Origin of the sequence: Amycolatopsis albidoflavus, from assembly GCF_039525725.1 — a bacterium.
In the GTDB taxonomy this organism is placed as follows: domain Bacteria; phylum Actinomycetota; class Actinomycetes; order Mycobacteriales; family Pseudonocardiaceae; genus Amycolatopsis; species Amycolatopsis albidoflava.
This window is the reverse complement of the sequence record NZ_BAAAHV010000008.1, coordinates 60,743-83,575: the sequence shown is the minus strand read 5'-3', so window position 1 is coordinate 83,575 and position 22,833 is coordinate 60,743. Positions and strand designations below refer to the sequence as shown.

Below are 22,833 nucleotides of genomic sequence, written 5' to 3'. Positions count from 1 at the left end.
AGATCCCGGCTCGACACCGAATCAGTGCACGACGTCGTCCACCGAGGGCGACTCGTTGCGGGACAGGTTGATGCCGAGGTTCGCCGCGGCGCGCTCGAGGTCCTCGTCGTCGGAGTCGCGCATCTCGATCGCCGCGCCGTCGCTGGAGAGCACCTCGACGTTGAGGCACAGCGACTGGAGCTCCTTGAGGAGCACCTTGAACGACTCCGGGATGCCCGGCTCGGGGATGTTCTCCCCCTTCACGATCGCCTCGTACACCTTGACGCGGCCGACCACGTCGTCCGACTTGATCGTGAGCAGTTCCTGCAGCGTGTAAGCCGCGCCGTAGGCCTGCATCGCCCAGCACTCCATCTCGCCGAAGCGCTGGCCGCCGAACTGCGCCTTACCGCCCAGCGGCTGCTGGGTGATCATCGAGTACGGGCCGGTGGAGCGGGCGTGGATCTTGTCGTCGACCAGGTGGTGCAGCTTCAGGATGTACATGTAGCCGACCGACACCGGGTACGGGTACGGCTCGCCGGAGCGGCCGTCGAACAGCGTGGCCTTGCCGTTCTCCTTGACCATGCGCTCGCCGTCGCGGTTCGGCTTGGTCGCGCCCAGCAGCCCGGTGAGCTCCTCTTCCTTCGCGCCGTCGAACACCGGGGTCGCGGTGTTCGTGTTCGGCGCGACGTCGTAGAGCTCCTGCGACAGGTTCTTCGCCCAGTCCGGGTCGCCCTCGATCGTCCAGCCCTGCGAGGCCAGCCAGCCCAGGTGCAGCTCGAGGATCTGGCCGATGTTCATCCGTCGCGGAACACCGTGGGTGTTCAGGATGATGTCGACCGGGGTGCCGTCCTCCATGAACGGCATGTCCTCGACCGGCAGGATCTTGCCGATGACGCCCTTGTTGCCGTGCCGGCCGGCGAGCTTGTCGCCCGGCTGGATCTTGCGCTTCTGGGCCACGTAGACGCGGACCAGCTCATTGACGCCCGGGGGCAGCTCGTCGTCGTCCTCGCGGGAGAACACCCGGATGCCGATGACCTTGCCGGTCTCGCCGTGCGGCACCTTCAGCGAGGTGTCGCGGACCTCGCGCGCCTTCTCGCCGAAGATCGCGCGGAGCAGGCGCTCCTCCGGGGTCAGCTCGGTCTCGCCCTTCGGCGTGACCTTGCCGACCAGGATGTCGCCGTCGCGGACCTCGGCACCGATGCGGATGATGCCGCGCTCGTCGAGGTCGGCCAGGACCTCCTCGGAGACGTTCGGGATGTCCCGGGTGATCTCCTCGGCGCCCAGCTTGGTGTCGCGGGCGTCGATCTCGTGCTCCTCGATGTGGATCGACGTGAGCACGTCGTCCTGCACCAGGCGCTCGGAGAGGATGATCGCGTCCTCGTAGTTGTGGCCCTCCCACGGCATGACCGCGACGAGGAGGTTCTTGCCGAGCGCCATCTCACCGTTCTCGGTGGACGGGCCGTCGGCGATGACCTGGCCCTGTTCGACCCGGTCACCCTCGTTGACGATCGGCCGGTGGTTGAAGCACGTGCCGTGGTTGGAGCGGCGGAACTTGTAGAGTCCGTAGCTCTTCCGCGTGCCGTCGTCGTGCATGATCGTGATGATGTCCGCGGACAGCTCCTCGACCACGCCGGCCTGCTCGGCGACCAGGACGTCCCCGGCGTCGACCGCGGCGCGCAGCTCCACGCCGGTGCCCACGTACGGAGCCTGGTTGCGCAGCAGCGGAACAGCCTGGCGCTGCATGTTCGCGCCCATCAGCGCGCGGTTCGCGTCGTCGTGCTCCAGGAACGGGATCATCGCGGTGGCGACGGAGACCATCTGCCGCGGCGACACGTCCATGTAGTCGATCTCGAGCGGGTCGATCAGCTCGACCTCGCCGCCCTTGCGGCGACCCAGGACCTTGTCCTCTTCGAAGTGCCCGTCGTCGGTCAGCGGCGCGTTGGCCTGCGCCTTGACGTAGCGGTCTTCCTCGTCCGCGGTCAGGTAGTCGACCTGGTCGGTGACCTGGCCCTCGACGACCTTGCGGTACGGCGTCTCGATGAAGCCGAACGGGTTGACCCGCGCGTAGGAGCACAGCGAGCCGATCAGGCCGATGTTCGGGCCTTCCGGCGTCTCGATCGGGCACATGCGGCCGTAGTGCGACGGGTGGACGTCGCGGACCTCCATGCCGGCGCGCTCACGGGACAGACCGCCCGGGCCGAGGGCCGAAAGACGACGCTTGTGCGTCAGGCCCGACAGCGGGTTGTTCTGGTCCATGAACTGCGACAGCTGCGAGGTGCCGAAGAACTCCTTGATCGCCGCGCCGATCGGGCGGATGTTGATCAGGGTCTGCGGCGTGATCGCCTCGACGTCCTGGGTGGTCATGCGCTCGCGCACGACGCGCTCGGTGCGGGAGAGGCCGACCCGGATCTGGTTCTGGATCAGCTCGCCGACGGTGCGCAGGCGGCGGTTGCCGAAGTGGTCGATGTCGTCGGTCTCGACCGGCACCTCGACGCCGGCGGAGCTCGTCATCTTGTCCTCGCCGGCGTGCAGCCGGACCAGGTACTCGATGGCCGAGACGATGTCCTCTTCGGTCAGCGTGCCGGTGTCGTAGGTCGAGTCGAGACCCAGCTTCTTGTTGACCTTGTAGCGGCCGACCTTGGCCAGGTCGTAGCGCTTCGGCTTGAAGAACAGGTTCTCCAGCAGCGTCTGCGCGCTCTCCTTCGTGGGCGGTTCGCCCGGGCGCAGCTTGCGGTAGATGTCGAGCAGCGCCTCGTCGGTGCCCGCGGTGTGGTCCTTCTCGAGGGTGGCCAGCAGCGTCTCGGAGAACGAGAAGCGCTCGCGGATCGCCTCGGTGGACCAGCCGAGCGCCTTCAGCAGCACGGTGACCGGCTGGCGGCGCTTGCGGTCGATGCGGACGCCGACGGTGTCGCGCTTGTCCACGTCGAACTCGAGCCACGCGCCGCGGCTCGGGATCACGCGCACGCTGAAGACGTCCTTGTCGGTCGTCTTGTCGACACTGCTGTCGAAGTACACGCCCGGAGAACGCACCAGCTGGGACACGACGACCCGCTCGGTCCCGTTGATGATGAAGGTGCCCTTGTCGGTCATCACCGGGAAGTCGCCCAGGAAGACCGTCTGGCTCTTGATCTCGCCAGTGTTGTTGTTGACGAACTCGGCGGTGACGAACAGCGGGGCCGCGTACGTCATGTCCTTGTCCTTGCACTCCTCGATCGAGGCCTTGACCTCGTCGAAGCGCGGGGCGGAGAAGGACAGGGACATCGAGCCCGAGAAGTCCTCGATCGGAGAGATCTCGTTGAGGACCTCTTCCAGACCGCCGACCGGGTTCTCTTCGCCTTCGTTGACGCGGCGCTCGAACCACGCCTCGTTGCCGGTGAACCACTGGAACGACTGGATCTGGACGTCAAGCAGGTTCGGGGTGGAGAGTGGCTCGCGGATCTTCGCGAAGGAGACCCGCTTGGGCGCTCCGGGGATTCCCGTGGCCTGCGCGCGGGATTCAGCCGAGGTGGTCGCAGCAGTGGCCTGGTTCGCGGGAGAGACTGCCAAGATGCGTCCTTCCGGGGACAATGAGCGGTGAGCAGCCGCGATGGCAACAGCTGTCGCGGACTGTCAGGGGTGCCGTGTGCCCACTATCCTAACTACCGGCTCCGGGCAGCCTGAAAGAGGGCAGCGCAAAGAAGCAGTCTAGCCCCCATGACGCGGTCTGTCCAGGGGGCACTCCCGACGGGGCCCAGCCTGCATCGCGTCACCTTGGGGCAGTGCGTCTCCCTGAGCCTCACTGCGTCCTCTGGCTCCCGGTTCGCCCGGGTTTTCGCGCCCCTCCCGCAAGGTTCGCGTTCCCCGGCCGTGACCGTTGGCAGTAAGCGTGAACCCACGCGGCTTTGGAGTCAAGATGCCGCGCGGCGGTCCCGCCGGTTGGCGCAGCGTCGAAGCGGGACAGCGCAGGGTGACCGATCCGGCGGCCGCCGAGGTTACCGCCGGGTACCCGAGGCCCGCCGTGCAGGTCGGTGCGGCAGCGACGCAGGTCGGCGGCTCGCCCGCGGTCGGGGCGGCGGATTCCGGCGCGGCGCGGCGGGCGCGGGATGGATCACATTCCGCGAGCGGTCGTGCGCTCAGCGGCAGAGCGGAATAGGGGAACTTCGGGCAGCTCGAACCCGGATTCCGGGTCCCCCGGGCAGGGGTTGCGCACGGCGGGAAGCGGCGGTTGGCAGCGGCGCCGTCCCGGTGATCAACTGGGCGGGGCCGAACTCCCGGAGGTGCGCACGATGCCGGAACCCGACGCGTCGCTTCCCGAGCTGGTCCTGCGCAGGCTGGCGATCAGCGAGCAGGTCGCCGCCGCGAAGTTCGGGGCCGGGCGGGCGGTCGACGATCCTGTCCGCGAGCAGCGGGAGCTGGCCCGCGTCCGGGCGCTGGCTCGCGAAATCGGCCTCGACCCGGACCTCGCAGCCGGAGTCCTCACCGACCAGATCGCCGCGAGCAAGCAGGTCCAGCGCCGGCTTTTCGAGCGCTGGACCGAGCAGCCCGGCGACCGGCCGACCGGCGGCCCTGACCTGTCCGTGCTGCGCGCCGAGCTGGACGGCCTCACAGCCGCTCTCCTGGACCGGCTGGCCGCGATCGGCCCCGAACCTCTCACGCCGCCCGAAACGCCGGACGAGCTGAAGCAGGAGCCACTCCGGACGGCTTTCCGGACGCTGGCACGACAACGGCCCGCCCCCGGAGCTTCCGGGAACGGGCCGTGACGTCTGCTGAGGACTGTCTACTTGGACGGCGGGGCCGACGCGGGCGCGGACGGCGCGGGCGCGCCACCGGCCGGTGCGGCGGCCTTGTAGGTGTCCATGTCGGTGATCTTCCAGGTGTCGCCCTGCAGCTGGGCGTCCACGTGCATCTGCGCCGTGCCGGCCGCGGTCTGCTTCGTGTCCGCCCGCGTCGAGGTCTGGTCGATGAACAGCATCACCCTGGCGAGGTCGCCGTTCAGCCGGATCACCGCGCTGCGGGTGACCTTGCAGGTCACGACCACCTTCTGCTGCGGCGCGAGCTTCTTGACCTGGCCCATCAGCGCGTTGTAGCTCGTCTTGACCTGGTCGGTCGCGAGCAGCTGATTGGCCGCGTCCTCGGTCTTCTTGATGTTGTTGAAGTCGTAGGAGAACAGCGTCTCGATCGACTTCGAGACCTGGTCCTTCACCTGCGCGGTCTTCGCCACGTCGAGCACCGCGCGGTTGCTCGTCGAATCGGCCGCGTCGGAGCCCTTGACCTGGAAGATGACCGCCGCGGCGACCAGCGCGAGGCCGACCACCAGCAGCAGCGCGACCCGCACGGTGTTGCGGCTGACCACGGACCGCTGAGCCGGGACCGAGTCGTCCTCGGCCCGCGCCTTGGTCTCTGCTTCCTCCACGTCCGAGGGCTTCGCCGAACCGGTGTCCCGCTTCTTGCGCCGAGGGCTCGGCCGGGAGTCTTCTTCTTCGACCGTCTCGCCGGTGAGCGCGTCGACCTCTTCGGCCGGAGCCTCCTTGCTGACCCCGGAAACCTCGGCTTCGGGTTCAGCGGCCTCGACGGCGTCTTCCTCGACCGCGGTCTTGGCGACGTCGGTCTCAGCGGTCTCAGCGGGCTCAGGCTCAGGCTCGGCCGGGCGCACCAGCCCGCCGCGGGGAATCCGCAGCTCCTGGGTCACCTCGGCCGGATCCGCGTCGGGAAGCGGCCGGGGGCGCGGTTTGGGCGAGGCCGCCGGCGCCGCCGGGTCCGACGGCTTGCGCAGCCCGGCGACCTTCGGCCTGCGGGCCGGTGGCGTGCTGGCACTGCGCGGTGGCTGGCGACGGGAGGGGGGCACTGCGGAACTCCGATCTGCGGGTGAAGCTACTGGCCGGCGGCGACGAGCGGCACTTGGTCGATCCCGGACAGCTTCCACTTGCCGTCGACCCGGGTCATCTGGACCTCGAGCCGCAGCGCCTTGGTGGCGTTCTTGCCGCCCGCCGACGTGTCCGTGCTGATCGCGGCCAGGAAGCTGGCCTTGCCGTCGTGGTCGTTGAGCTCCTCGACCGCGATGTCCTGGATCGTGGTGGTGACCTTGACCTTCTGGTCGGTCAGCGCCTTCGAGTAGTTCGGCTGGGCCTGCGCGATCTGCTTCGCCATGTCGTCGCTGGACACGTCCTTCTGCTTGGCGAAGTAGTCGTCGAGGTGCTGGTAGTCGACCTGGGTGTAGGCCAGTACCGCGGCCGAGCCGTCCTTGAGCACGTCGTCGCGCGCCGAGGCGAGGTCCCGGTCGCCGTCCATCTCCGCGACCAGCCACATGATCCCGAACACGATCGCCACCACCAGCGCGGCGAGGGCGAACGCCCCGGACCCGAGCAGCCAGACGCGCGGCGATCCGGGAAGCGTCCACTTTTCCTGCGCCGCACCGGCCGAAGCCGGTTCGGGCGTATCAGCGGTCACCTCTTCCTCGGCGACCGCGTGCTCGGCACTCATAACACTCCAGAGTAGGTAACAGTCATCAAATCCCGGTCAGCCGAGTCCCAGCAGCGAGCCCATGCTGTTCAGCGAGACCCCGGGGCTGCCGACGACACCGGGCACCTGCGCGTCGCGCTGCTCCTGCAGCTGCTGCGCGGGCCGGTTCTGGTTGGCCGCGATGTCCTGCTGCGACGGCTGCACCGGCACGCCGTTGTAGGGCGCGTTCTGGGAACCCCGGACGTTGATCGGGCTCCCCTTCGGCTCGGCACAGTAGGCCTTGTCGTCCTCCGGCCGGACCGAGGTGTCCGAACCCGGCCGGTACTGGCTGTAGGGCAGATAGCCCTTCGTGCACGACGGCGGGTTGAACAGGTTCAGCACCAGGCCGAGGTGCGCGGTCCCGTCGCCGGGGGCCACCGACGGCGCGGCGGCCGCCAGTGCCGGATAGGTCACCAGGCCCTGTTCGAGGCCGTCCAGCCGGGTCACGGTCAGGTTGGCCGTCGTGAGCAGGTTCGCGGTCAGCGCGCCGAGGCCGGGCCCGGTGTCCTTGACGACCTGGCTGATCTGGGTCGCCACCTGCGGGGTGACGCCGATCAGCTTGCGCAGGTCGCCGTCGGAGTTCTTGAGCGTCCCGCTGAGCTGGTTGAGGCTCTTGGAGAAGGACGCGAAGTTCGACGCCTCGTCGTTCTGCGTGTCCAGCACCTTGCCGCCCGCCTGCAGCAGCTGCACGGTCTGCGGCAGGTACTGCTGCGCGGTGGTGGTGAAGCTGCGCGCGGTGTCGAGAAGCTGTTGCAGGTCGCCGCCGGTGCCGCGGAACGCGTCGTAGGACTCGTCGACGACCTTCCGCAGCGCGTCGGTGGGCACCGAGGACGACAGCGAGTCGAGGTCGCCGAGCAGCCGGTCGGTGCTGACCGGGGTGCTCGTGCGCGCGACCGGGATCACCGAACCGCCCGCGAGGTAGGGGCCCTGGTCGTTCTTCGGCCGCAGGTCGACGTACTGCTCGCCGACCGCGGACCGGTTGGCGATCACCGCGTCGAGGTCGGACGGCACCCGCGGGGCCGACGGGTCGATGTTCAGGTCGGCTTCGAGGCCGGTCTGGGTCAGCCGCAGCTGCCCGACGCGGCCGACGTTGAAGCCGCGATAGGTCACCTCGGCGTTGGTGAAGATCCCGCCGGATTCGTTGAGCTGCAGCTTCACCGTGTAGCCGCTGCTGCCGAACACCGTGCCGAGGCCGGCGAAGCGGATCAGCGCGTACACGATGGCCACGACCGAGATGATCGCGAACAGCACCAGCTGGATTTTCGTCCTGCGCAGCAACATCAGCCAGCACCTCCGGAAAGCACCCCGAACAGGCCGGACAACCCGCCTTGCGACGGCTGCCCGCCGCCCTGGCCGCCGGTCGAGGACGGAGCCTGCTGCTGTTGCCCGGCGGGCTGGCTGCCCGGGAACGACAGCGGCGGCGGCTGGTTCGCCGGCGAGCCCTCGACGCCGCCGGTCAGCCCGGGAACCGGGAGCAGCCCGTTCAGCCCGTTCTGCCTGCTGCGGCCGAGGTTGTCGATGACGTCCTTGAGGTTCAGGTCGACCTTGGCGAACAGGTTGAAGTAGTCGCCCTTGACGTCGTTGTAGGCCTGGTCGGTGAACGGATAGGTCAGCAGGATCTCCAGCGCCTTCGGCAGGTCGCTGCCCGCCTCGCCGAGCTTCTGCAGCGTCGGCGTGAGCGCCTTCAGGTCGGCCACCAGGTCCGCCTTGCTCTTGTTCACCGTGTCGGTCGCGACGCCGGAGAGGTTGTTGAGCGCGTTCAGCATGGTCACCAGCTGGCCGCGCTGCTGCTCCAGCACCCCGAGCCCGGGCCCGAGGTTGTCGACCGCGCCGACCAGCTTGTCCTTCTGGTCCCGCAGGGTCATCGACAGCCGGTTGAGGCCGTCGAGCGCGCGGGTGATGTTGGCCGACTGGTTGTCGAGGTTCGTGACCAGCTCGTTCGCGTTGGACAGCAGCGCCTTGATGTCCGGCTCGCGGCCGGCGGTGGCGTTGTTGAGCTCCTTGGTGATCGTGTTGAGCTGCTCCACGCCGCCGCCGTTGAGCAGCAGGGACAGCGCGCCGAGCACCTCCTCGACCTGGACGTCGCGGCCGGTGCGCGCGAGCGGGATGGTCGCCCCGTTCGCCAGCTGTCCGGTCGCCTCGGTGCCGCCCGGCGAAGCCAGTTCCACGTACTTCTCGCCGAGCAGGCTCGACTGCTTCACGTTGGCCATCGCGTTGGCGGGCAGCTTGACGTCGCCGTTGACCTCGACGGTCACCTCGGCGTGCCAGCCGTCCGGCGTCAGCCCGATCGCCTTGACCTGCCCGACCGGCACCTCGTTGACCTTCACCCCGGACTGCGGGACGAGGTCGAGCACGTCCTTGAACTGGATCTTCAGCGTGTACGGGTGGCTGCCGAGGTCGGCCCCGCCGGGAAGCGGGACGTCGTAGACGCCGTTGAACGCGCAGCCGCTCAGCACGAGCGCGGTCACCGTGGTGAGCGCCCCGCCCGCGGCGAACTTCGTCAGTCGCTTCACGTCAGCTCCCCTGCGTCCCGTAGACCTGGCCCTGCAGCGGGAGCGGCAGCGGCGGCAGCTGGCCGTTCTGCATCGCCTGGATGACCTGCGCGGTGGACGGCAGCGGAACCACGCCGTCGACCACCTTCGCGATGCCGTCGCAGGCGTTGCCGAGCAGCTGCTTGGTCACCGAGGTCTGCTTGAGCAGGCTGCAGACCATCACCAGCGGCGGCTGGGTCAGCTCGTTGAGGTTCGGCCGCGCGTCGAGCGTGCCGGACGAGCCGTTGTAGACGCCGACGATGTTGGAGAGCGCGACCGGCGCGACGTCGAGGATCTCGGCGAGCGAGCTGCGCTGGTCCACCAGCACCTTGGTCACGCTGGCCAGTTTGTCCACATTGGACTTCAACCGGCCGCGGTTGCGTTCGATGAAGCCCTGCACCGACTGCAGCGTGGTGCCCAGCTGCTGCACGGTCTGGGCGAGATTGTCCTTCTCCCCGGCCAGGAATCCGCTCACATCGGCGAGCTGGCTCTCGAACTGGCGCACCTGGCCGTCGCTGTTGGCCAGCGACTGGGAGAACTTGCCGAGGTTCTGCACCGTCTGGAAGAGGTCGTCCTTGTTGCCCGCCAGCGTGCCGGACGCCTGCCCGAGCTTGGTGATCGTGTCGTGCAGCGCCTTGCCGTTGCCGTCGAGGTTGTTCGCCGCGGTGTTCAGCAGGTCCGAGAGCGAGCCGTTCTTGTTGGCCCCGTTGGGTCCGAGCGTCTCGCTGACCTTGGCGAGGCTGGCGGCGAGCTGGTCGACCTCCAGCGGCACCTCGGTGCGGTCGAGGCCGATCGTCGCGCCGTCGGAGATGCGCGGGCCGCCGGTGTAGGCCGGGGCCAGCTGGATGTAGCGGTCGCTGACCAGCGACGGCGACACGATCAGCGCCTTCGCGTCGGCGGGCACCGCGACCGAGCGGTCGTATTCGAGGTCGACCCGGACCTGGTTGCCCATCGGCTGGATCTTGGTCACCGTGCCCATGTCCACGCCGAGCATCCGGACGCTGTTGCCCTCGTAGAGGCCGACGGCGCCGGCGAAGTACGCGGTCAGGTGGTTGCGGCCGGCGTCCTTGAGCGTCCACCAGAGCGCGCCCGCGACCACGAGCGCGAGCACGATCGCGATCGTGAAGCCGCGGGTGAGCGACTGGCCGAAGCGGGTGTCGGTCATTTGGAGTTGCACCCCTCCGGATTGAGCGGGCCGACCGAGGGAAGCACCAGGCCGCAGATGTAGTTGTCGAACCAGTGCCCGGTGCCGATCGTGTTGTTGAAGACCCGGATGAACGGGGCGAACTTCTGGATTCCCTGCGCCAGCGAATCCTGGTTGCGCTGCAGCATCGACGTGAGCTGGTCGAGCTGGGTGAGCACCGGGTTCAGCTGGCCGTCGTTGTCGTCGACCAGGCCCTGCAACTGCGTCGACAGCTGCTTCGAACCTTCCAGCAGCGTCTTGATCGCCTGCTCGCGCTTGCCGATCTCGTCGAGCAGCTGGTTGCCGTCGGTGATCAGCTTCTGCACCTCGGCGTCGCGGTCGACCAGCGTCTGCGACACCTGGCGCGTGTTGGCCAGCAGGTTCGCCAGCTGCGAATCGCGCTTGGCGATCGTGTCCGACAGCTTCGACAGCCCGGACAGCGCGCCCTTCACGTCCTGCGGGGTGTTCGAGAACGTCTGGGTGATCGCCTCGAAGCTCTTCGACAGCTGGTTCGTGTCGATCGCGTCGACCGTCTGCGACAGGCCGCGGAACGCGTCGAGCACGTCGTAGGGCGACATCGTGCGGTCGCGCGGGATCGGCGCGCCGGGGTCGAGGTTGCCGTTGCCCTGCGGGTCGAGCGCGAGGTACTTCTGGCCCAGGAGCGTCTTGATCTTGATCGCCGCCGTGGTCTTGTCGCCCATCCAGGCGTCCTTGACCTTGAACGACACCTTGACCGACGCGCCGTCCAGCTTGATGTCGGACACCTTGCCGACCTTCACGCCGGCGATCCGCACGTCGTTGTCCTTCTGCAGCCCGGCCGCTTCGGAGAAGTCCGCGCTGTAGGTGGTGCCGCCGCCGATCACCGGCAGGTCCTCGGAGTTCATCGCGGCGACGAGGCCGAGCGCCATGACCGCGATGCCGACCAGCGCGATCGGGATCGGGTTGCGTTTCTGAAAGGACTTCATCCCTTGCACCTGTCCCGGTTCGTCGGCAAGAGCGTGAAGTTCGTGTTCGGCAGCAGCGGCGGCGCGCCGACCGTCCCCGTCATCTCGCACGCGTAGAAGTTGAACCACGAGCCGTAGTCGGCGGTGCGGGTGAGCGCGCTGACCTTCTTCGGCATGAACTGGATGAAGTGCTCGACGAGCGGTTCGTTCTGGTTCAGGTTCGTGGTGAGCTTGCCAAGGGCCGCGATGTCGTCCTTCAGCGGAGCCCGCGCGTCGGTCAGCAGCCCGGCGGTGGTGGTGGCCAGGTTGCCCAGCCCGTCGATCGCGTCGCCGATCGGCTTGCGGTCCGCGGCGAGGCCGGACACCAGCTGCTGCAGCTTCACGATCAGGTCGTTGAGCTGCGGGGTGTGCTGGTTGACCGTGTCGAGGACCGAGTTGAGGTTGTCGATGACCTCGCCGATCACCTGGTCCTTGTTCGCGATCGTGGTGGCCAGCGAAGCGGTGTGCGACAGCAGGCTCTGCACCGTGCCGCCCTCGCCCTGCAGCACCTGGATGACCTCGTACGACAGCTTGTTCACATCAGCCGGGTTCAGCGCGGTGAACAGCGGCTTGAAGCCGTTGAACAGTTCGGTCAGGTCCAGCGCGGGCGTGGTGCGCTCGAGCGGGATCGATTCGCCCGGCTTGAGCGTCGCGCCGCTGGTGTCGTCGCCCTCGCCGAGCGAGACGTAGCGCTGGCCGACCAGGTTGCGGAACTTGATCTGCGCGGTGACGCCCGCCGGGAGCTTGCGTCCCGAGTCGACCTCGAAGTCCACCTGCGCCTGGCGCTTGTCGACGATCTTCACGTCCTTGACCTGTCCGACCCGGACGCCCGCGATGCGCACGTCGTCGTTGGGCAGCAGGAGCGTGGCGTCGGTGAAGCGCGCGGAGTAGGCGCTGGTGCTGGTGGTGTTGATGTTCGCGATGCTGATGCCGAGCACGGTCGTGAACAGGACCGTGACCACCACGAAGATGGTCAGCTTGATCAGCGGTGCGGCGAGTCCCCTCACTTGACCGTCACCTCCGTGCCCCGGTAGAGCGGGCCGACGAGCAGCGAGCCCCAGCCCGGGAACTGGCTCTGCGACATCCCCGTCTCCGGGCCGACCAGCGCGGCGAGGAAGTCGTTCTCAGCCGCGGTGTTGACCGGGTTGCCGCCCGACGTGCCGCCGCCGTTGGCCCCGGCCGCGTCCGCCTTGAAGTTGGCCGGGTTCAGGCCCTCGCCGACGGTCTTCGGAGCCGCGCCCTGTTTGGTGCCGTCCTTGAACGGACCGTCCGGCGGTTGCTGCGGGAACGGGTCCGGCGCGGGGTTGAGGTCGTAGCAGCGCGGACCGCGCTTGTCCTCGAACCTCGGCTCCTCGCCCGGCTTGTACGGCCCGCGGTTCACGACGATCTCGATGGTGGCGTTCAGGCCCGGCTTGCCGTTGTACTTGCCCAGCGCCGCGTCCGCGACCGGCACGACCTTCGCCATCTGCTTCAGCACGCACGGGTATTCCGGCGAGTACTTGGCGAGCAGTTCGGCGGTCGGCCGCGCGGTGCTGGCGAGGCTGATGAGGTTCTGCGAGTTCGCCTCCAGGAACGACTGCAGGTCCTGCGACGCCGTGGTGAGGTTGCCGTACAGGCTCGACAGGTTCCCCTGCTCGGCCACCACGGTGCGGGTGGTCGTGCTCAGGTTGTCCAGGCTCTGCACCAGATCCGGCGTCGCGTTGCTCAGGTGGCCGGAGAACTCCGCGAGCGCCTGCAGGTTGTGCTGCAGTTCCGGCTCGTGCGGGTTCAGGTCGCCGATGTACTGGCCGAGCTGCGAAAGCGTCTCGCCGAGCGGCTTGCCCCGGCCCTGCAGCGCGGTCGAGATCGCGGTGAGCGTGCTGGACAGCTTCTGCGGCTGCACCGCCTGCAGCACCGGCATCAGGTGTTCGAGCGCCTGGTCCAGTTCGACCGCGCCGGAAGTGCGGTCCTGGGTGATCACGTCGCCCTGGGAAAGCGTCTTGCTCGAAGGGTCCTGCGGAATCTGCAGCGACACATAGCGTTCGCCGAACAACGTCTTCGGCAGGAATCGCGCGGACACGTTCTCCGGAATCAGCTTCACCGACTCCGGGTCCATCGCCAGCGTCAGTTCCGCGCCGTTCTCGGTCGCCTTGATGTCCTGCACCGAACCGACGATCAATCCGCGGACCTTCACGTCCGACTGCTTGAGCAGCTGGTTGCCGATGTGGCCCGCGTCGAGCTTCACGGTGACGAACTTGCTGAACGCCTTGTCGTACATCGCGATGCTGAGCGCGATCCCGCCGACGAGCACCGCCACCAGCAGCAGGCCGAGCAACCTGCGCCGTAGTGTGGTCATCCCGCAATCCTCACCGTGACGTCGGTTCCCCAAATCGCGAAACCGATGAAGAAGTTCACGACCGAAACCGTGACGATGGAAAGCCGCACCGCGCGGCCGACGGCCACGCCCACCCCGGCCGGACCGCCGGTGGCCCGGTACCCGAAGTAACAGTGCGAAAGAATGATCAAAACGCTGAAGATCAGCACCTTGATGAACGAATAGAGCACGTCTTGCGGTGGTAGGAACAGGTCGAAGTAATGGTCGTAGGTACCCGCGGATTGTCCGTAGATATAGATAACGACCAGCCGCGAGGCGAGGTACGAGCTCAGCAGGCCGATGATGTACAGCGGGATCACCGCCACGAACCCGGCGATGATCCGCGTGGTCACCAGGTACGGGAGGCTCGGCACGCCCATCACCTCGAGCGCGTCGATCTCCTCGGAGATCCGCATCGCGCCGAGCTGCGCGGTGAAGCCCGCGCCGACCGTCGCCGACAGCGCCAGCCCGGCCACCAGCGGCGCGATCTCACGGGTGTTGAAGAACGCGGTGAGGAAGCCGGTGAAGGCCGAGGTGCCGATCGAGTTCAGCGCCGAGTAGCCCTGCAGGCCGACGAGAACACCGGTGAACAGCGTCAAGCCGACCATCACGCCGACCGTGCCGCCGATGACCGCGAGCGAGCCGGAGCCGAAGCTCACCTCGGCCAGCAGCCGCAGCACTTCCTTGGTGTAGCGGCGCAACGTGCGCGGCGTCCACAGCAGTGCCCGGCCGTAGAACGACATCTGGTCGCCGAGCGTGTCCAGGGTTTCCAGCGGGCGGTTGGCGATCCGCTTCGCCCCCGAAAGGAACGTCATGGTCAGTCCAGCTTTCCGGGCACGAGCTGCAGGTAGATCAGCGTGATCACGAAGTTCACCACGAACAGCAGCAGGAACGTGATGACCACCGACTGGTTCACCGCGTCGCCGACGCCCTTCGGGCCGCCGCTCGGGTGCAGGCCGCGATAAGCCGCCACGACCGCGGCGATGAAGCCGAAGATCAGCGCCTTGATCTCGCCGACCCAGAGGTCGGGCAGCTGCGCGAGCGCGGAGAAGCTGGACAGGTACGCGCCCGGGGTGCCGCCCTGGAGCACGACGTTGAAGAAGTAGCCGCCGAGCACGCCGATGACGCTGACCATGCCGTTGAGCAGGAGCGCGACGAGCATCATGGCGAGCGTGCGGGGCACGATCAGGCGCTGGACCGCGGAGACGCCCAGCACCTCCATCGCGTCGATCTCCTCGCGGATGGTCCGCGCGCCAATATCAGCACAGACCGCGCTTCCTCCTGCGCCGGCCACCAGCAGCGCGGTGACCAGCGGACTGGCCTGCTGCACGGTCGCCAGCACCGAACCGGCACCGGTGTAGGACTGCGCGCCGAGCTGGCGGGCGAGCGCGCCGAACTGCAGCGAGATGACCGCGCCGAACGGGATCGCGACGAGCGCGGTCGGCAGGATCGTCACGCTCGCGACGAACCAGGCCTGCTGGATGAACTCGCGGAACTGGAACGGGCGCTGGAAGATGCCGCGGATGATGTCGAGGCCGAGCGCGAACAGGTTCCCGGTCTCCCGCAGCATTCCGTAGCCGGGGATCTTGGCCGTGCTGGTGGTCACGCGCCACCCTGCCCGTGCCGGGGCGACCGGCGGTCCGCGCCCGGAATCTGCGCGACCTGGTCGGCGGGAAGCTGTCCCTGGTGCTGGTTCGGCACCGGACCCGGCGCGTTGACCGGGGGCAGCTGCTGGGTGTCCTCGGGGCCCGCCTGGTGGTGGAAGGCACCGGGGTTGGGCCGCACGTTGTAGTGCCGCTGCTGCTCGGGGGTGAGGGATTCGATGATCCCCTCCTGCGCCGCCGCCGGGAGCGTGTGCAGGATCCGCATCACGCGGTCCATCCGGCGCTTGGCCCCGCCGCGCTCCGGCACGCCCGGGCTGACCTGCATCTGCGGCACGACGCCGCGCACGTCCTCGTTGAGCACGTCGCCGTGGCCCGCCTCGGCCTCGGCCTGCTCGCGGGCCATCTGGGCGCTGTCCTTCTCCTCGGACATGCCGATCGGGCCGAGCTTGCGGCCGTTGAGGAACTGCTCGACCACCGGTTCGTCGCTGGTCAGCAGCACCTCGCGCGGGCCGAACATGACGAGTTCCTTGCGGAACAGCATGCCGAGGTTGTCCGGCACCGTGCGGGCGAGGTTGATGTTGTGCGACACGATCAGGAACGTCGCGTCGATCTGGGCGTTGACGTCCAGGAAGAGCTGCGAGATGTAGGTGGTGCGGACCGGGTCGAGACCCGAGTCCGGCTCGTCGACCAGGATGATCTCCGGGTCCAGCACGAGGGCGCGGGCGAGGCCGGCGCGCTTGCGCATACCGCCGGAGATCTCGCCGGGGAGCTTCTTGTCCGCGCCGGCGAGGCCGGTGATCTCAAGCTTCTCGAGCACGATCCGGCGGATCTCGGTCTCGGACTTCTTCGTGTGCTCCCGCAGCGGGAAGGCCACGTTGTCGAAGAGGTTCATCGAGCCGAACAGCGCGCCGTCCTGGAACAGGACGCCGAAGAGCTTCCGGATCTCGTACAGCTTGTGCTCGGAGCAGGTGACGATGTCGACGCCATTGATGACGCACCGTCCGCGGTCCGGCTTGAGCAGGCCGATCATCGACTTCAGGAACACGGACTTGCCGGTTCCGGACGGGCCGAGCATCGCCGAGACCTCGCCGGGAGGCAGGGTCAGCGTCACGTCCCGCCAGATGGTCTGCTTTCCGAAGGACTTCGTCAGACCTTCGATGACCACCTCGGCACCCATCGCACCTCCAGGAGCTGTTCCGCGTCGTCGCGCACCGCCGCCCCGTCACCGCTGGCAGCGGCGGAGCTCGCGCGGCGAACTCCGCTTCAACCAGGTGCAACGAGCTGAGCGCGAACAGGTTACTCACCAGTTTTGTTCTCTGGCCAGCCCCCGTGCACGTCTCACGTGCCGGGGATCCAGTACGGCGACCGCTGGCAGCACGGTAGTGCACGTCACGTTCGAGCGCAGATCCAGATGGCCGACCGGCGCTCATCCCGATGGGTTAACCGGCGGAAACGCGGCAAACAGGGGGTGACCCGGGGCCGTCCGGTGAACGGTTTGTTCACCTGAACGAGGGCGCTCGTGGGCCGCTCAGCGACTGTGCGTCTTTTTTGTTCCGGACAGCAAAAAGGGCGGGCACCCGTGTCGGGTGTCCGCCCCTTTCGAGGTGACGCAGGCGCTTGCGCGCCCGGGATCACTTGATGGAGATCTTGGCGCCAGCGGCCTCGAGCTTCTCCTTGGCGGCCTCGGCGGCCTCCTTGTCGACCTTCTCCAGGAGCGCCTTCGGAGCGGCCTCGACCAGCTCCTTGGCCTCCTTCAGGCCCAGACCGGAGACGACCTCGCGGACGACCTTGATGACCTGGATCTTCTTGTCGCCGGCCGAGTCGAGGATGACGTCGAACTCGTCCTGCTCCGCGGCGGCCTCGGCCGGAGCGGCGCCCGGGGCGGCCGCGACAACGGCGGCCGGGGCGGCGGCGGTGACGTCGAAGACCTCTTCGAACTCCTTCACGAAGTCCGACAGCTCGAGGAGGGTCAGCTCCTTGAAGGCGTCGATCAGCTCGGCGGTGCTCAGCTTCGCCATGATGGCTTCCTCTCAGAAAAACGAACTAAAACGTTCGGGGTGGGGTGGTTCAGCTCTCGGCGGGTGCTTCGGCTGCTTCGGTACCGGTGGCGTTGCGCTGCTTCTCCTCCAGCGCGGCAGCCAGGCGGGCAACCTGGGACGCCGGCGCCTGGAACAGCGCGGCGGCCTGGGAAAGCTTCGCCTTGAACGCGCCCGCCGCCTTGGAGAGCAGCACCTCACGGCTGTCGAGATCAGCGATCTTGGAGATCTCGTCCACGGACAGCGCGCGGCCGTCCATGTAGCCGCCCTTGATGACAAGCGCGTTGTTGTCCTTCGCGAAGTCGCGAAGTGCCTTCGCGGCGTCGACTGCCTCGCCCTGCACGAAGGCGATCGCGGTCGGGCCGACGAACAGGTCCTCGACGCCCTCGAGACCAGCGTCCTCAGCGGCACGCTTGACGAGGGTGTTCTTCGCGACCCGGTACTTGGCACTGGTGCCGAGAGCGCGGCGCAGCTGGGACAGCTGAGTCACGGAGAGGCCGGTGTACTGGGTAACGACGGTGGCCGAGCTGCTGCGGAAGCTCTCCGCGATCTCGGCGACGGCCGCCACCTTGTCGGGCTTCGCCATGGTCGCCTCCTCTCTTGGCTAGTGTCACCACTGGCCATGTCGGAGGCGCCTCCGAACGACAAAAACGCCCACGCGCAGCAGACGCGGGGCGTTGCCCGGTCTCGCGACCGGGGTGAAAGCCTCGTTCCTCCTGCGCAGGCCGTCCGCCGTACTGCGGAACCTTCGTTCCCCGGGAATCCGGAGAAAACCAGCGGTCTTTGGTAGAACCGTCGACCAGCATACGGGAGGGCTTCGCGGCGTTCGCGGGCACCCCCTTCCTGAGCTGCGAGAACCGGGGCAGTCTCGGGAAATCGCGGCGGAGCGGGCATCATTGGTGACGTGGCGGAACAGCGTGATCACGGAAAGCCGGAAGAAACCCCGTCTCCCGGTTCGGGTGAGTCCTCGGCTCAGCCGCCCGCGCTTCCGCAACCCGGCGGGGCCGAGGTCGCGCCGCGAACGCCCGCTCCGAATCTCCCGCAGCCGAGCGGCTCGGCCGAGCCGCAGCAGCTGGACCCTGAGCAGCTGCGCCAGTTCCAGGAATTCCAGCGGTTCCAGGAGTACCTGCGGTTCACCCAGTCCCAGCAGGGAACCGAACCGGCTCCGGCACCGGACGCGGGCTTGGTCCCGGCGGGCAACCGTCAGCCGCAGCCGCTCGCCGGCGGCCAGCCGCCGGCGCCGCCGAACCAGCCGGGCGCGCTGACCGCGTACGAGGAACCGCCGCGCAGCCGCCGCCCGGTGCCGCGCTGGGTGAAACGCCTCGGCGGGAAAATCCTGGGCTGGGTGATCGCCCTGGTCATCCTGGGCATCCTGATCAACTGGGGCTACCACCAGATCTTCCCCAGCGACGACGGCAAAACCTCGGCCCAGATCGCCGCCGAGGGTGGCGGGACCTACCACACGAACCAGATCCTCACGACGGCCTCGCCGTACGAATCGGTCCGCCGCGTCTACGACGGCATCGCGCAGCACGGTCCCGGACAGAAGAGCATGGTCGACCACGTCTGCGGCCTTTTCGACCAGGCCACGCAACTGAAGTTCGCGACTGACCTCGGCTTCACCGACTGTGCCGCGGCGGTCCAGGGTCTGCATGACCGGCTCGACCGCGCGCCCGGTTCGGTCGACGCCTACGCCGAGTCGATCTCGAAGCGTTCCGGATGGCCGCCGGGCGAGGACGTGGTCATCAAGTCCTGCGACTTCCCCATCACCGGCGGCCCTGCGCTCGGCGACTTCACCGTCAAGCAGGTCGAAAAAGGACAGTGGCTGATCTCCGGACACCAACGCGGACCGGAGAAATGCGCGCCGCCGACGGCGACCTCTACCCCAGGCTGACCGCCGTCAGGCAGGCGAGCTGATCGGCAACCGGGTCTCCCCCGTGTCCGAGTACGCGAAGAAGTCCACCAGCGACGCCGCGAAAGCCGGGTGCGCCACCGCTTCCATGTGGTTCCCCGGAACCCGCACCAGCCGCGCGCCCGCGATCCCCGCCGCGAGGCGCTCCGGCTGCGTCGCCAGCTCGTCCGACTCTCCGGCCAGGATCAGCGTCGCCGCCGAGAGGTTCGACAGCCGCATCGGGCCGTGCGGGGTCGCGTGCATGACCGCGGCCAGCGCTTCGACGTCCGCGCCCGCCCGGCGGGCCAGCCGGCGGAACGGGCGCGCCGCCGAGGGCACCTCCGACCGGTCTTCGGCCAGCAGCCCCGCCGCGATCTGGCTTCGGTTGACCACTCGGGCATCCACGCCGCCGAAGTCCACGATGCCCGCTCCGACCCCGCCGACCGCGAGGCAGCGGACCCGCCGGTCACGCGTAGCCACCAGGAGCGAGACGATCGCGCCCATCGAATAGCCCGCCAGGCAGACTTCTTCGAGGCCGAGTTCGTCGAACAGCGCGGTCAGGTCCGCGGCCATGATGTCCTCGCCGTAGGCCGCCGGGTCGTGCGGCTTCTCCGACTCGCCGTGCCCGCGCGCGTCCAGCGCGATCACCGTGAAGCCCGCCTTGACCAGCGCGTCCACGACTCCGGGGTTGACCCAGTTCACCTGGGAGTCGGCGGCGAAACCGTGGTGCAGCACGACGGGCCGCCGGTGCCGTCCGTCGCCCTCCCAGACGGTGTAGCTCAGCTGGAGCCCGTCGGGGGCGATGAACGTCGTTGGCATACGTCCATGAGACACGAAAAAAGGGTGGCCACGCACGAAGCGTGACCACCCTTTCGCGTGATGTGCGACTCAGACCGCCGCGTCCTCGGTGAGGAGGTTGCGGGTCCGCGCCGGGTCGACCGGGATGCCCGGGCCCATCGTGGTGGTGAAGGTGATCTTCTTGACGTAGCGGCCCTTGGCCGACGACGGCTTGGCGCGCAGGATCTCGTCCAGCGCGGCCGCGTAGTTCTCCACCAGCTTCTCGATGTCGAACGACGCCTTGCCGATCACCAGGTGCAGGTTCGCCTGCTTGTCGACGCGGAAGTTGATCTTGCCGCCCTTGATGTCCTTCACGGCCTTCTCGACCGCGGGGGTCACCGTGCCGGTCTTCGGGTTCGGCATGAGGCCGCGCGGGCCGAGGATGCGGGCGATGCGGCCCACCTTGGCCATCTGGTCCGGCGTCGCGATCGCGGCGTCGAAGTCGAGCCAGCCACCCTGGATGCGCTCGATCAGTTCGTCGGTGCCGACCGCGTCCGCGCCGGCGGCTTCGGCCTCGGCGGCCTTGTCGCCGACGGCGAAGACGATGACGCGGGCGGTCTTACCGGTGCCGTGCGGCAGGTTCACGGTGCCGCGGACCATCTGGTCGGCCTTGCGCGGGTCGACCCCGAGACGCATCGCGACCTCGACGGTCGCGTCCATCTTCGTCTTGGAGGTCTCCTTCGCCAGCTTCACGGCCTCGAGCGGCGCGTAGAGGCGCGCCTTGTCGATCAGCTCGCTGGCCTGGCGGTAGGCCTTGCTGTGCTTGGTCATGCTTCTGTCCTAACGTCTTGGATCAGTGTGGTTTGCAGAGCCAGCACCTGGCTCTCCCACTCGAGCTAGCGCGAAATCGCGCCGATTTCTGGACTGAGCGATTCGATCGGCCCCTCGGGCCGAGCGGATCGGGAGGGAAGAAATCGGCTTAACGGCGATTTCGCCGCCTCGACGGAGTCGAGGCCAACTACTCCACCGTGATGCCCATGGAGCGGGCGGTGCCGGCGATGATCTTCGCGGCCTGGTCGATGTCGTGCGCGTTGAGGTCGGTCTCCTTGGTCTTCGCGATCTCGCGGACCTGGTCCCAGGTGACCTTGGCGACCTTGGTCTTGTGCGGCTCGCCGGAGCCCTTCTCCACGCCCGCGGCCTTGAGCAGCAGCTTGGCGGCCGGCGGCGTCTTCAGCTTGAAGTCGAACGACCGGTCTTCGTAGACGGAGATCTCGACCGGGACGACGTCCCCGCGCTGCGACTCGGTCGCGGCGTTGTAGGCCTTGCAGAACTCCATGATGTTGACGCCGTGCTGACCCAGCGCCGGGCCGACCGGCGGCGCGGGGTTGGCCGCACCCGCCTTGATCTGCAGCTTGATGATCGCCGCAAGCTTCTTCTTCTTGGGTGGCATTACCTTGTGTCCTTCTTAACTGACGTGAGTCCCCCGCACACCTGCCAGTACGCGGGGACTGCCGACCGGGATGGCCCGGCCGTCAGATCTTGGAGACCTGGCTGAACGAGAGCTCGACCGGGGTCTCCCGGCCGAAGATCGACACCAGGACCTTCAGCTTCTGCCCGTCGACGTTGACCTCGGAGATCGTGGCGGGCAGCGTGGCGAACGGGCCGTCCATGACGGTGACCGACTCGCCGACCTCGAAGTCGACCTCGACGGCGGGCGCGCCGGACGTCGCGGCCGCGGCGGATTCCCCGCCCTTGGCTGCCTTGGCCGGGGCTTCCTTCTCGACCTGCGGGGCGAGGAACTTCAGCACCTCGTCCACGGTCAGCGGCGACGGCCGCGAGGTGGCCCCGACGAACCCGGTGACGCCCGGGGTGTTGCGCACCGCGCTCCACGACTGGTCGTTGAGGTCCATCCGGACCAGGATGTAGCCGGGCAGCACCTTGCGCTGCACCTGCTTGCGCTGGCCGTTCTTGATCTCGGTGACCTCTTCGGTCGGAACCTCGATCTGGAAGATGTAGTCCTCGACGTCCAGGGTCTGGGTACGCGTCTCGAGGTTGGTCTTGACCTTGTTCTCGTAACCGGCGTACGAGTGCACGACGTACCACTCGCCCGGCGCGGCCTTGAGCTCGGCGCGCAGCGCGGCGACCGGGTCGTCCGCCTCGGGGGCGGGCTCGGTCACGTCGGCGTCGTCGTCCGATTCCTCGGACTCGTCGGTGGCGGCGGCGACCTCGTCCTCGGCGACGGGCACCTCGACGGACTCGGCGGACTCCTCGTCGCCGGGTGCCGTCTGCACCTGCTCGTCGGAAAGCTCGGTCAGGTCGCGACCGGCTTCGGTGCCGTTGTCGGAGGTCACGTTCCGTCCTCTCAGTTGATCGCTTGCCGGGCCGGACCGGGGCCCGGCCAGCGCGGTGGCGCGCCCGTCGGGCGTCAGCCGAAGACCAGCCCGACCAGCTCCTTGAAGCCGAGGTCGAGGCCGCTCACGAGGGCCACCATGAACACCACGAACACCAGCACGACGGCGGTGTAGGTGACCATCTGCTTGCGGTTGGGCCAGATGACCTTGCGCAGTTCGGCCCAGACCTCGCGGATGAACCGCGTGAACCGGGCGAACACCGAGGCCTTCTTCGCCTTCCGGTCCCGCTTAGGGGTCGGCGCGCCCTTGGCGTCGGCGGGCTTCGCGACCTTGTCGCCCGCCTTGCCGGACGGACGGGTCGAGCCCGGCCGTGCCTCGGACTTGCCTGCCGGCCGAGCGGAAGCGCGGCGTTCGCGTCGAGCCGCGGCGGACACCGGGCGGGATTCGACTCCGGACTGCTTGCCCGAATCGTCCTGCTCGTGCTCGCCGCTGGCGTCGCTGTCGCTCACGACCACTCCTCCGCTCCACCAGTTCCCGTACGCAGGGGTGACAGGACTTGAACCTGCAACCTGCGGTTTTGGAGACCGCTGCTCTGCCAATTGAGCTACACCCCTGTGGAGCCCGGTCACCCTGGCTCCGGAGGACGCATTCCATCGTCCCCACCATCC

The 22,833-nt window shown here is 68.3% G+C and carries 21 protein-coding genes and 1 tRNA gene; 2 read left to right on the top strand and 20 right to left on the bottom strand.

Annotated features, from left to right (window positions below; genetic code table 11):
- Window positions 1-21 precede the first annotated feature (21 nt).
- Window positions 22-3,525, bottom strand: a complete 3,504-nt coding sequence (gene rpoB / locus ABD156_RS10725; protein ID WP_344270055.1) for a DNA-directed RNA polymerase subunit beta — start codon at window positions 3,523-3,525, stop codon at window positions 22-24.
- A gap of 719 nt (window positions 3,526-4,244) precedes the next feature.
- On the opposite strand from rpoB, the gene aroQ reads away from it, so the two are divergent.
- A complete protein-coding gene (aroQ, locus tag ABD156_RS10720) occupies window positions 4,245-4,718 on the top strand; it encodes a gamma subclass chorismate mutase AroQ (protein WP_344270052.1) in 474 nt (157 codons plus the stop codon).
- 17 nt (window positions 4,719-4,735) lie between these two features.
- Here the strand turns inward: aroQ and ABD156_RS10715 are convergent, their stop codons facing one another.
- The 13 genes from ABD156_RS10715 to rplJ form a co-directional block, all read right to left on the bottom strand.
- Window positions 4,736-5,803: a hypothetical protein gene (locus ABD156_RS10715; RefSeq protein WP_344270049.1), complete on the bottom strand. Its 1,068-nt coding sequence runs from the start codon at window positions 5,801-5,803 to the stop codon at window positions 4,736-4,738.
- A gap of 26 nt (window positions 5,804-5,829) precedes the next feature.
- On the bottom strand, window positions 5,830-6,438 hold the full coding sequence (locus tag ABD156_RS10710; protein WP_344270046.1) for a hypothetical protein: 609 nt from the start codon (window positions 6,436-6,438) through the stop codon (window positions 5,830-5,832).
- A 36-nt stretch (window positions 6,439-6,474) separates the two neighbouring features.
- Complete coding sequence (locus ABD156_RS10705) at window positions 6,475-7,737, bottom strand: MCE family protein (protein ID WP_344270043.1); 1,263 nt, start codon at window positions 7,735-7,737, stop codon at window positions 6,475-6,477.
- The gene (locus ABD156_RS10700; protein ID WP_377926247.1) at window positions 7,737-8,960 is read right to left on the bottom strand and encodes an MCE family protein; all 1,224 of its coding nucleotides are present in this window, start codon (window positions 8,958-8,960) and stop codon (window positions 7,737-7,739) included. The genes ABD156_RS10705 and ABD156_RS10700 overlap by 1 nt, the downstream gene beginning before the upstream one ends.
- Before the next feature lie 10 nt (window positions 8,961-8,970).
- Window positions 8,971-10,152, bottom strand: coding sequence for an MCE family protein (locus ABD156_RS10695; protein WP_344270037.1), 1,182 nt, complete (start codon window positions 10,150-10,152; stop codon window positions 8,971-8,973).
- Window positions 10,149-11,135, bottom strand: coding sequence for an MCE family protein (locus ABD156_RS10690; protein ID WP_344270034.1), 987 nt, complete (start codon window positions 11,133-11,135; stop codon window positions 10,149-10,151). The genes ABD156_RS10695 and ABD156_RS10690 overlap by 4 nt, the downstream gene beginning before the upstream one ends.
- Entirely contained in the window at window positions 11,132-12,160 is a 1,029-nt protein-coding gene (locus tag ABD156_RS10685; RefSeq protein WP_344270031.1) for an MCE family protein, read from the bottom strand. Before ABD156_RS10685 ends, ABD156_RS10690 begins: the two co-directional genes overlap by 4 nt.
- Window positions 12,157-13,488, bottom strand: a complete 1,332-nt coding sequence (locus ABD156_RS10680) for an MCE family protein (RefSeq protein ID WP_344270028.1) — start codon at window positions 13,486-13,488, stop codon at window positions 12,157-12,159. Before ABD156_RS10680 ends, ABD156_RS10685 begins: the two co-directional genes overlap by 4 nt.
- Window positions 13,485-14,321 (bottom strand): MlaE family ABC transporter permease, encoded by an 837-nt coding sequence (locus ABD156_RS10675; protein WP_344270025.1) that lies wholly within the window; start codon window positions 14,319-14,321, stop codon window positions 13,485-13,487. Before ABD156_RS10675 ends, ABD156_RS10680 begins: the two co-directional genes overlap by 4 nt.
- Window positions 14,322-14,323: 2 nt before the next feature.
- On the bottom strand, window positions 14,324-15,076 hold the full coding sequence (locus ABD156_RS10670; protein WP_051165981.1) for an MlaE family ABC transporter permease: 753 nt from the start codon (window positions 15,074-15,076) through the stop codon (window positions 14,324-14,326).
- A 32-nt stretch (window positions 15,077-15,108) separates the two neighbouring features.
- Window positions 15,109-16,287, bottom strand: a complete 1,179-nt coding sequence (locus ABD156_RS10665) for an ABC transporter ATP-binding protein (RefSeq protein WP_344270022.1) — start codon at window positions 16,285-16,287, stop codon at window positions 15,109-15,111.
- A 454-nt stretch (window positions 16,288-16,741) separates the two neighbouring features.
- Window positions 16,742-17,128, bottom strand: coding sequence for a 50S ribosomal protein L7/L12 (gene rplL / locus ABD156_RS10660; protein WP_344270019.1), 387 nt, complete (start codon window positions 17,126-17,128; stop codon window positions 16,742-16,744).
- Window positions 17,129-17,177: 49 nt separating this feature from the next.
- Complete coding sequence (gene rplJ / locus ABD156_RS10655) at window positions 17,178-17,732, bottom strand: 50S ribosomal protein L10 (RefSeq protein ID WP_116200926.1); 555 nt, start codon at window positions 17,730-17,732, stop codon at window positions 17,178-17,180.
- Between the two features lie 318 nt (window positions 17,733-18,050).
- Between rplJ and ABD156_RS10650 the strand changes: the two genes are divergently transcribed.
- The gene (locus ABD156_RS10650; RefSeq protein WP_344270014.1) at window positions 18,051-19,040 is read left to right on the top strand and encodes a hypothetical protein; all 990 of its coding nucleotides are present in this window, start codon (window positions 18,051-18,053) and stop codon (window positions 19,038-19,040) included.
- A gap of 6 nt (window positions 19,041-19,046) precedes the next feature.
- Here the strand turns inward: ABD156_RS10650 and ABD156_RS10645 are convergent, their stop codons facing one another.
- The 6 genes from ABD156_RS10645 to ABD156_RS10620 all read right to left on the bottom strand — a co-directional run bounded on the left by ABD156_RS10645 (window position 19,047) and on the right by ABD156_RS10620 (window position 22,779).
- Window positions 19,047-19,856, bottom strand: a complete 810-nt coding sequence (locus tag ABD156_RS10645; RefSeq protein WP_344270011.1) for an alpha/beta fold hydrolase — start codon at window positions 19,854-19,856, stop codon at window positions 19,047-19,049.
- Between the two features lie 69 nt (window positions 19,857-19,925).
- Window positions 19,926-20,645, bottom strand: a complete 720-nt coding sequence (rplA, locus tag ABD156_RS10640) for a 50S ribosomal protein L1 (RefSeq protein ID WP_344270008.1) — start codon at window positions 20,643-20,645, stop codon at window positions 19,926-19,928.
- A gap of 187 nt (window positions 20,646-20,832) precedes the next feature.
- Entirely contained in the window at window positions 20,833-21,264 is a 432-nt protein-coding gene (rplK, locus tag ABD156_RS10635) for a 50S ribosomal protein L11 (RefSeq protein WP_037360170.1), read from the bottom strand.
- 82 nt (window positions 21,265-21,346) lie between these two features.
- Complete coding sequence (gene nusG / locus ABD156_RS10630) at window positions 21,347-22,165, bottom strand: transcription termination/antitermination protein NusG (protein WP_344270001.1); 819 nt, start codon at window positions 22,163-22,165, stop codon at window positions 21,347-21,349.
- Between the two features lie 74 nt (window positions 22,166-22,239).
- Entirely contained in the window at window positions 22,240-22,674 is a 435-nt protein-coding gene (secE, locus tag ABD156_RS10625; protein WP_161269654.1) for a preprotein translocase subunit SecE, read from the bottom strand.
- 32 nt (window positions 22,675-22,706) lie between these two features.
- Window positions 22,707-22,779: transfer RNA gene (locus tag ABD156_RS10620), tRNA-Trp, on the bottom strand.
- Between the last annotated feature and the right edge of the window lie 54 nt (window positions 22,780-22,833).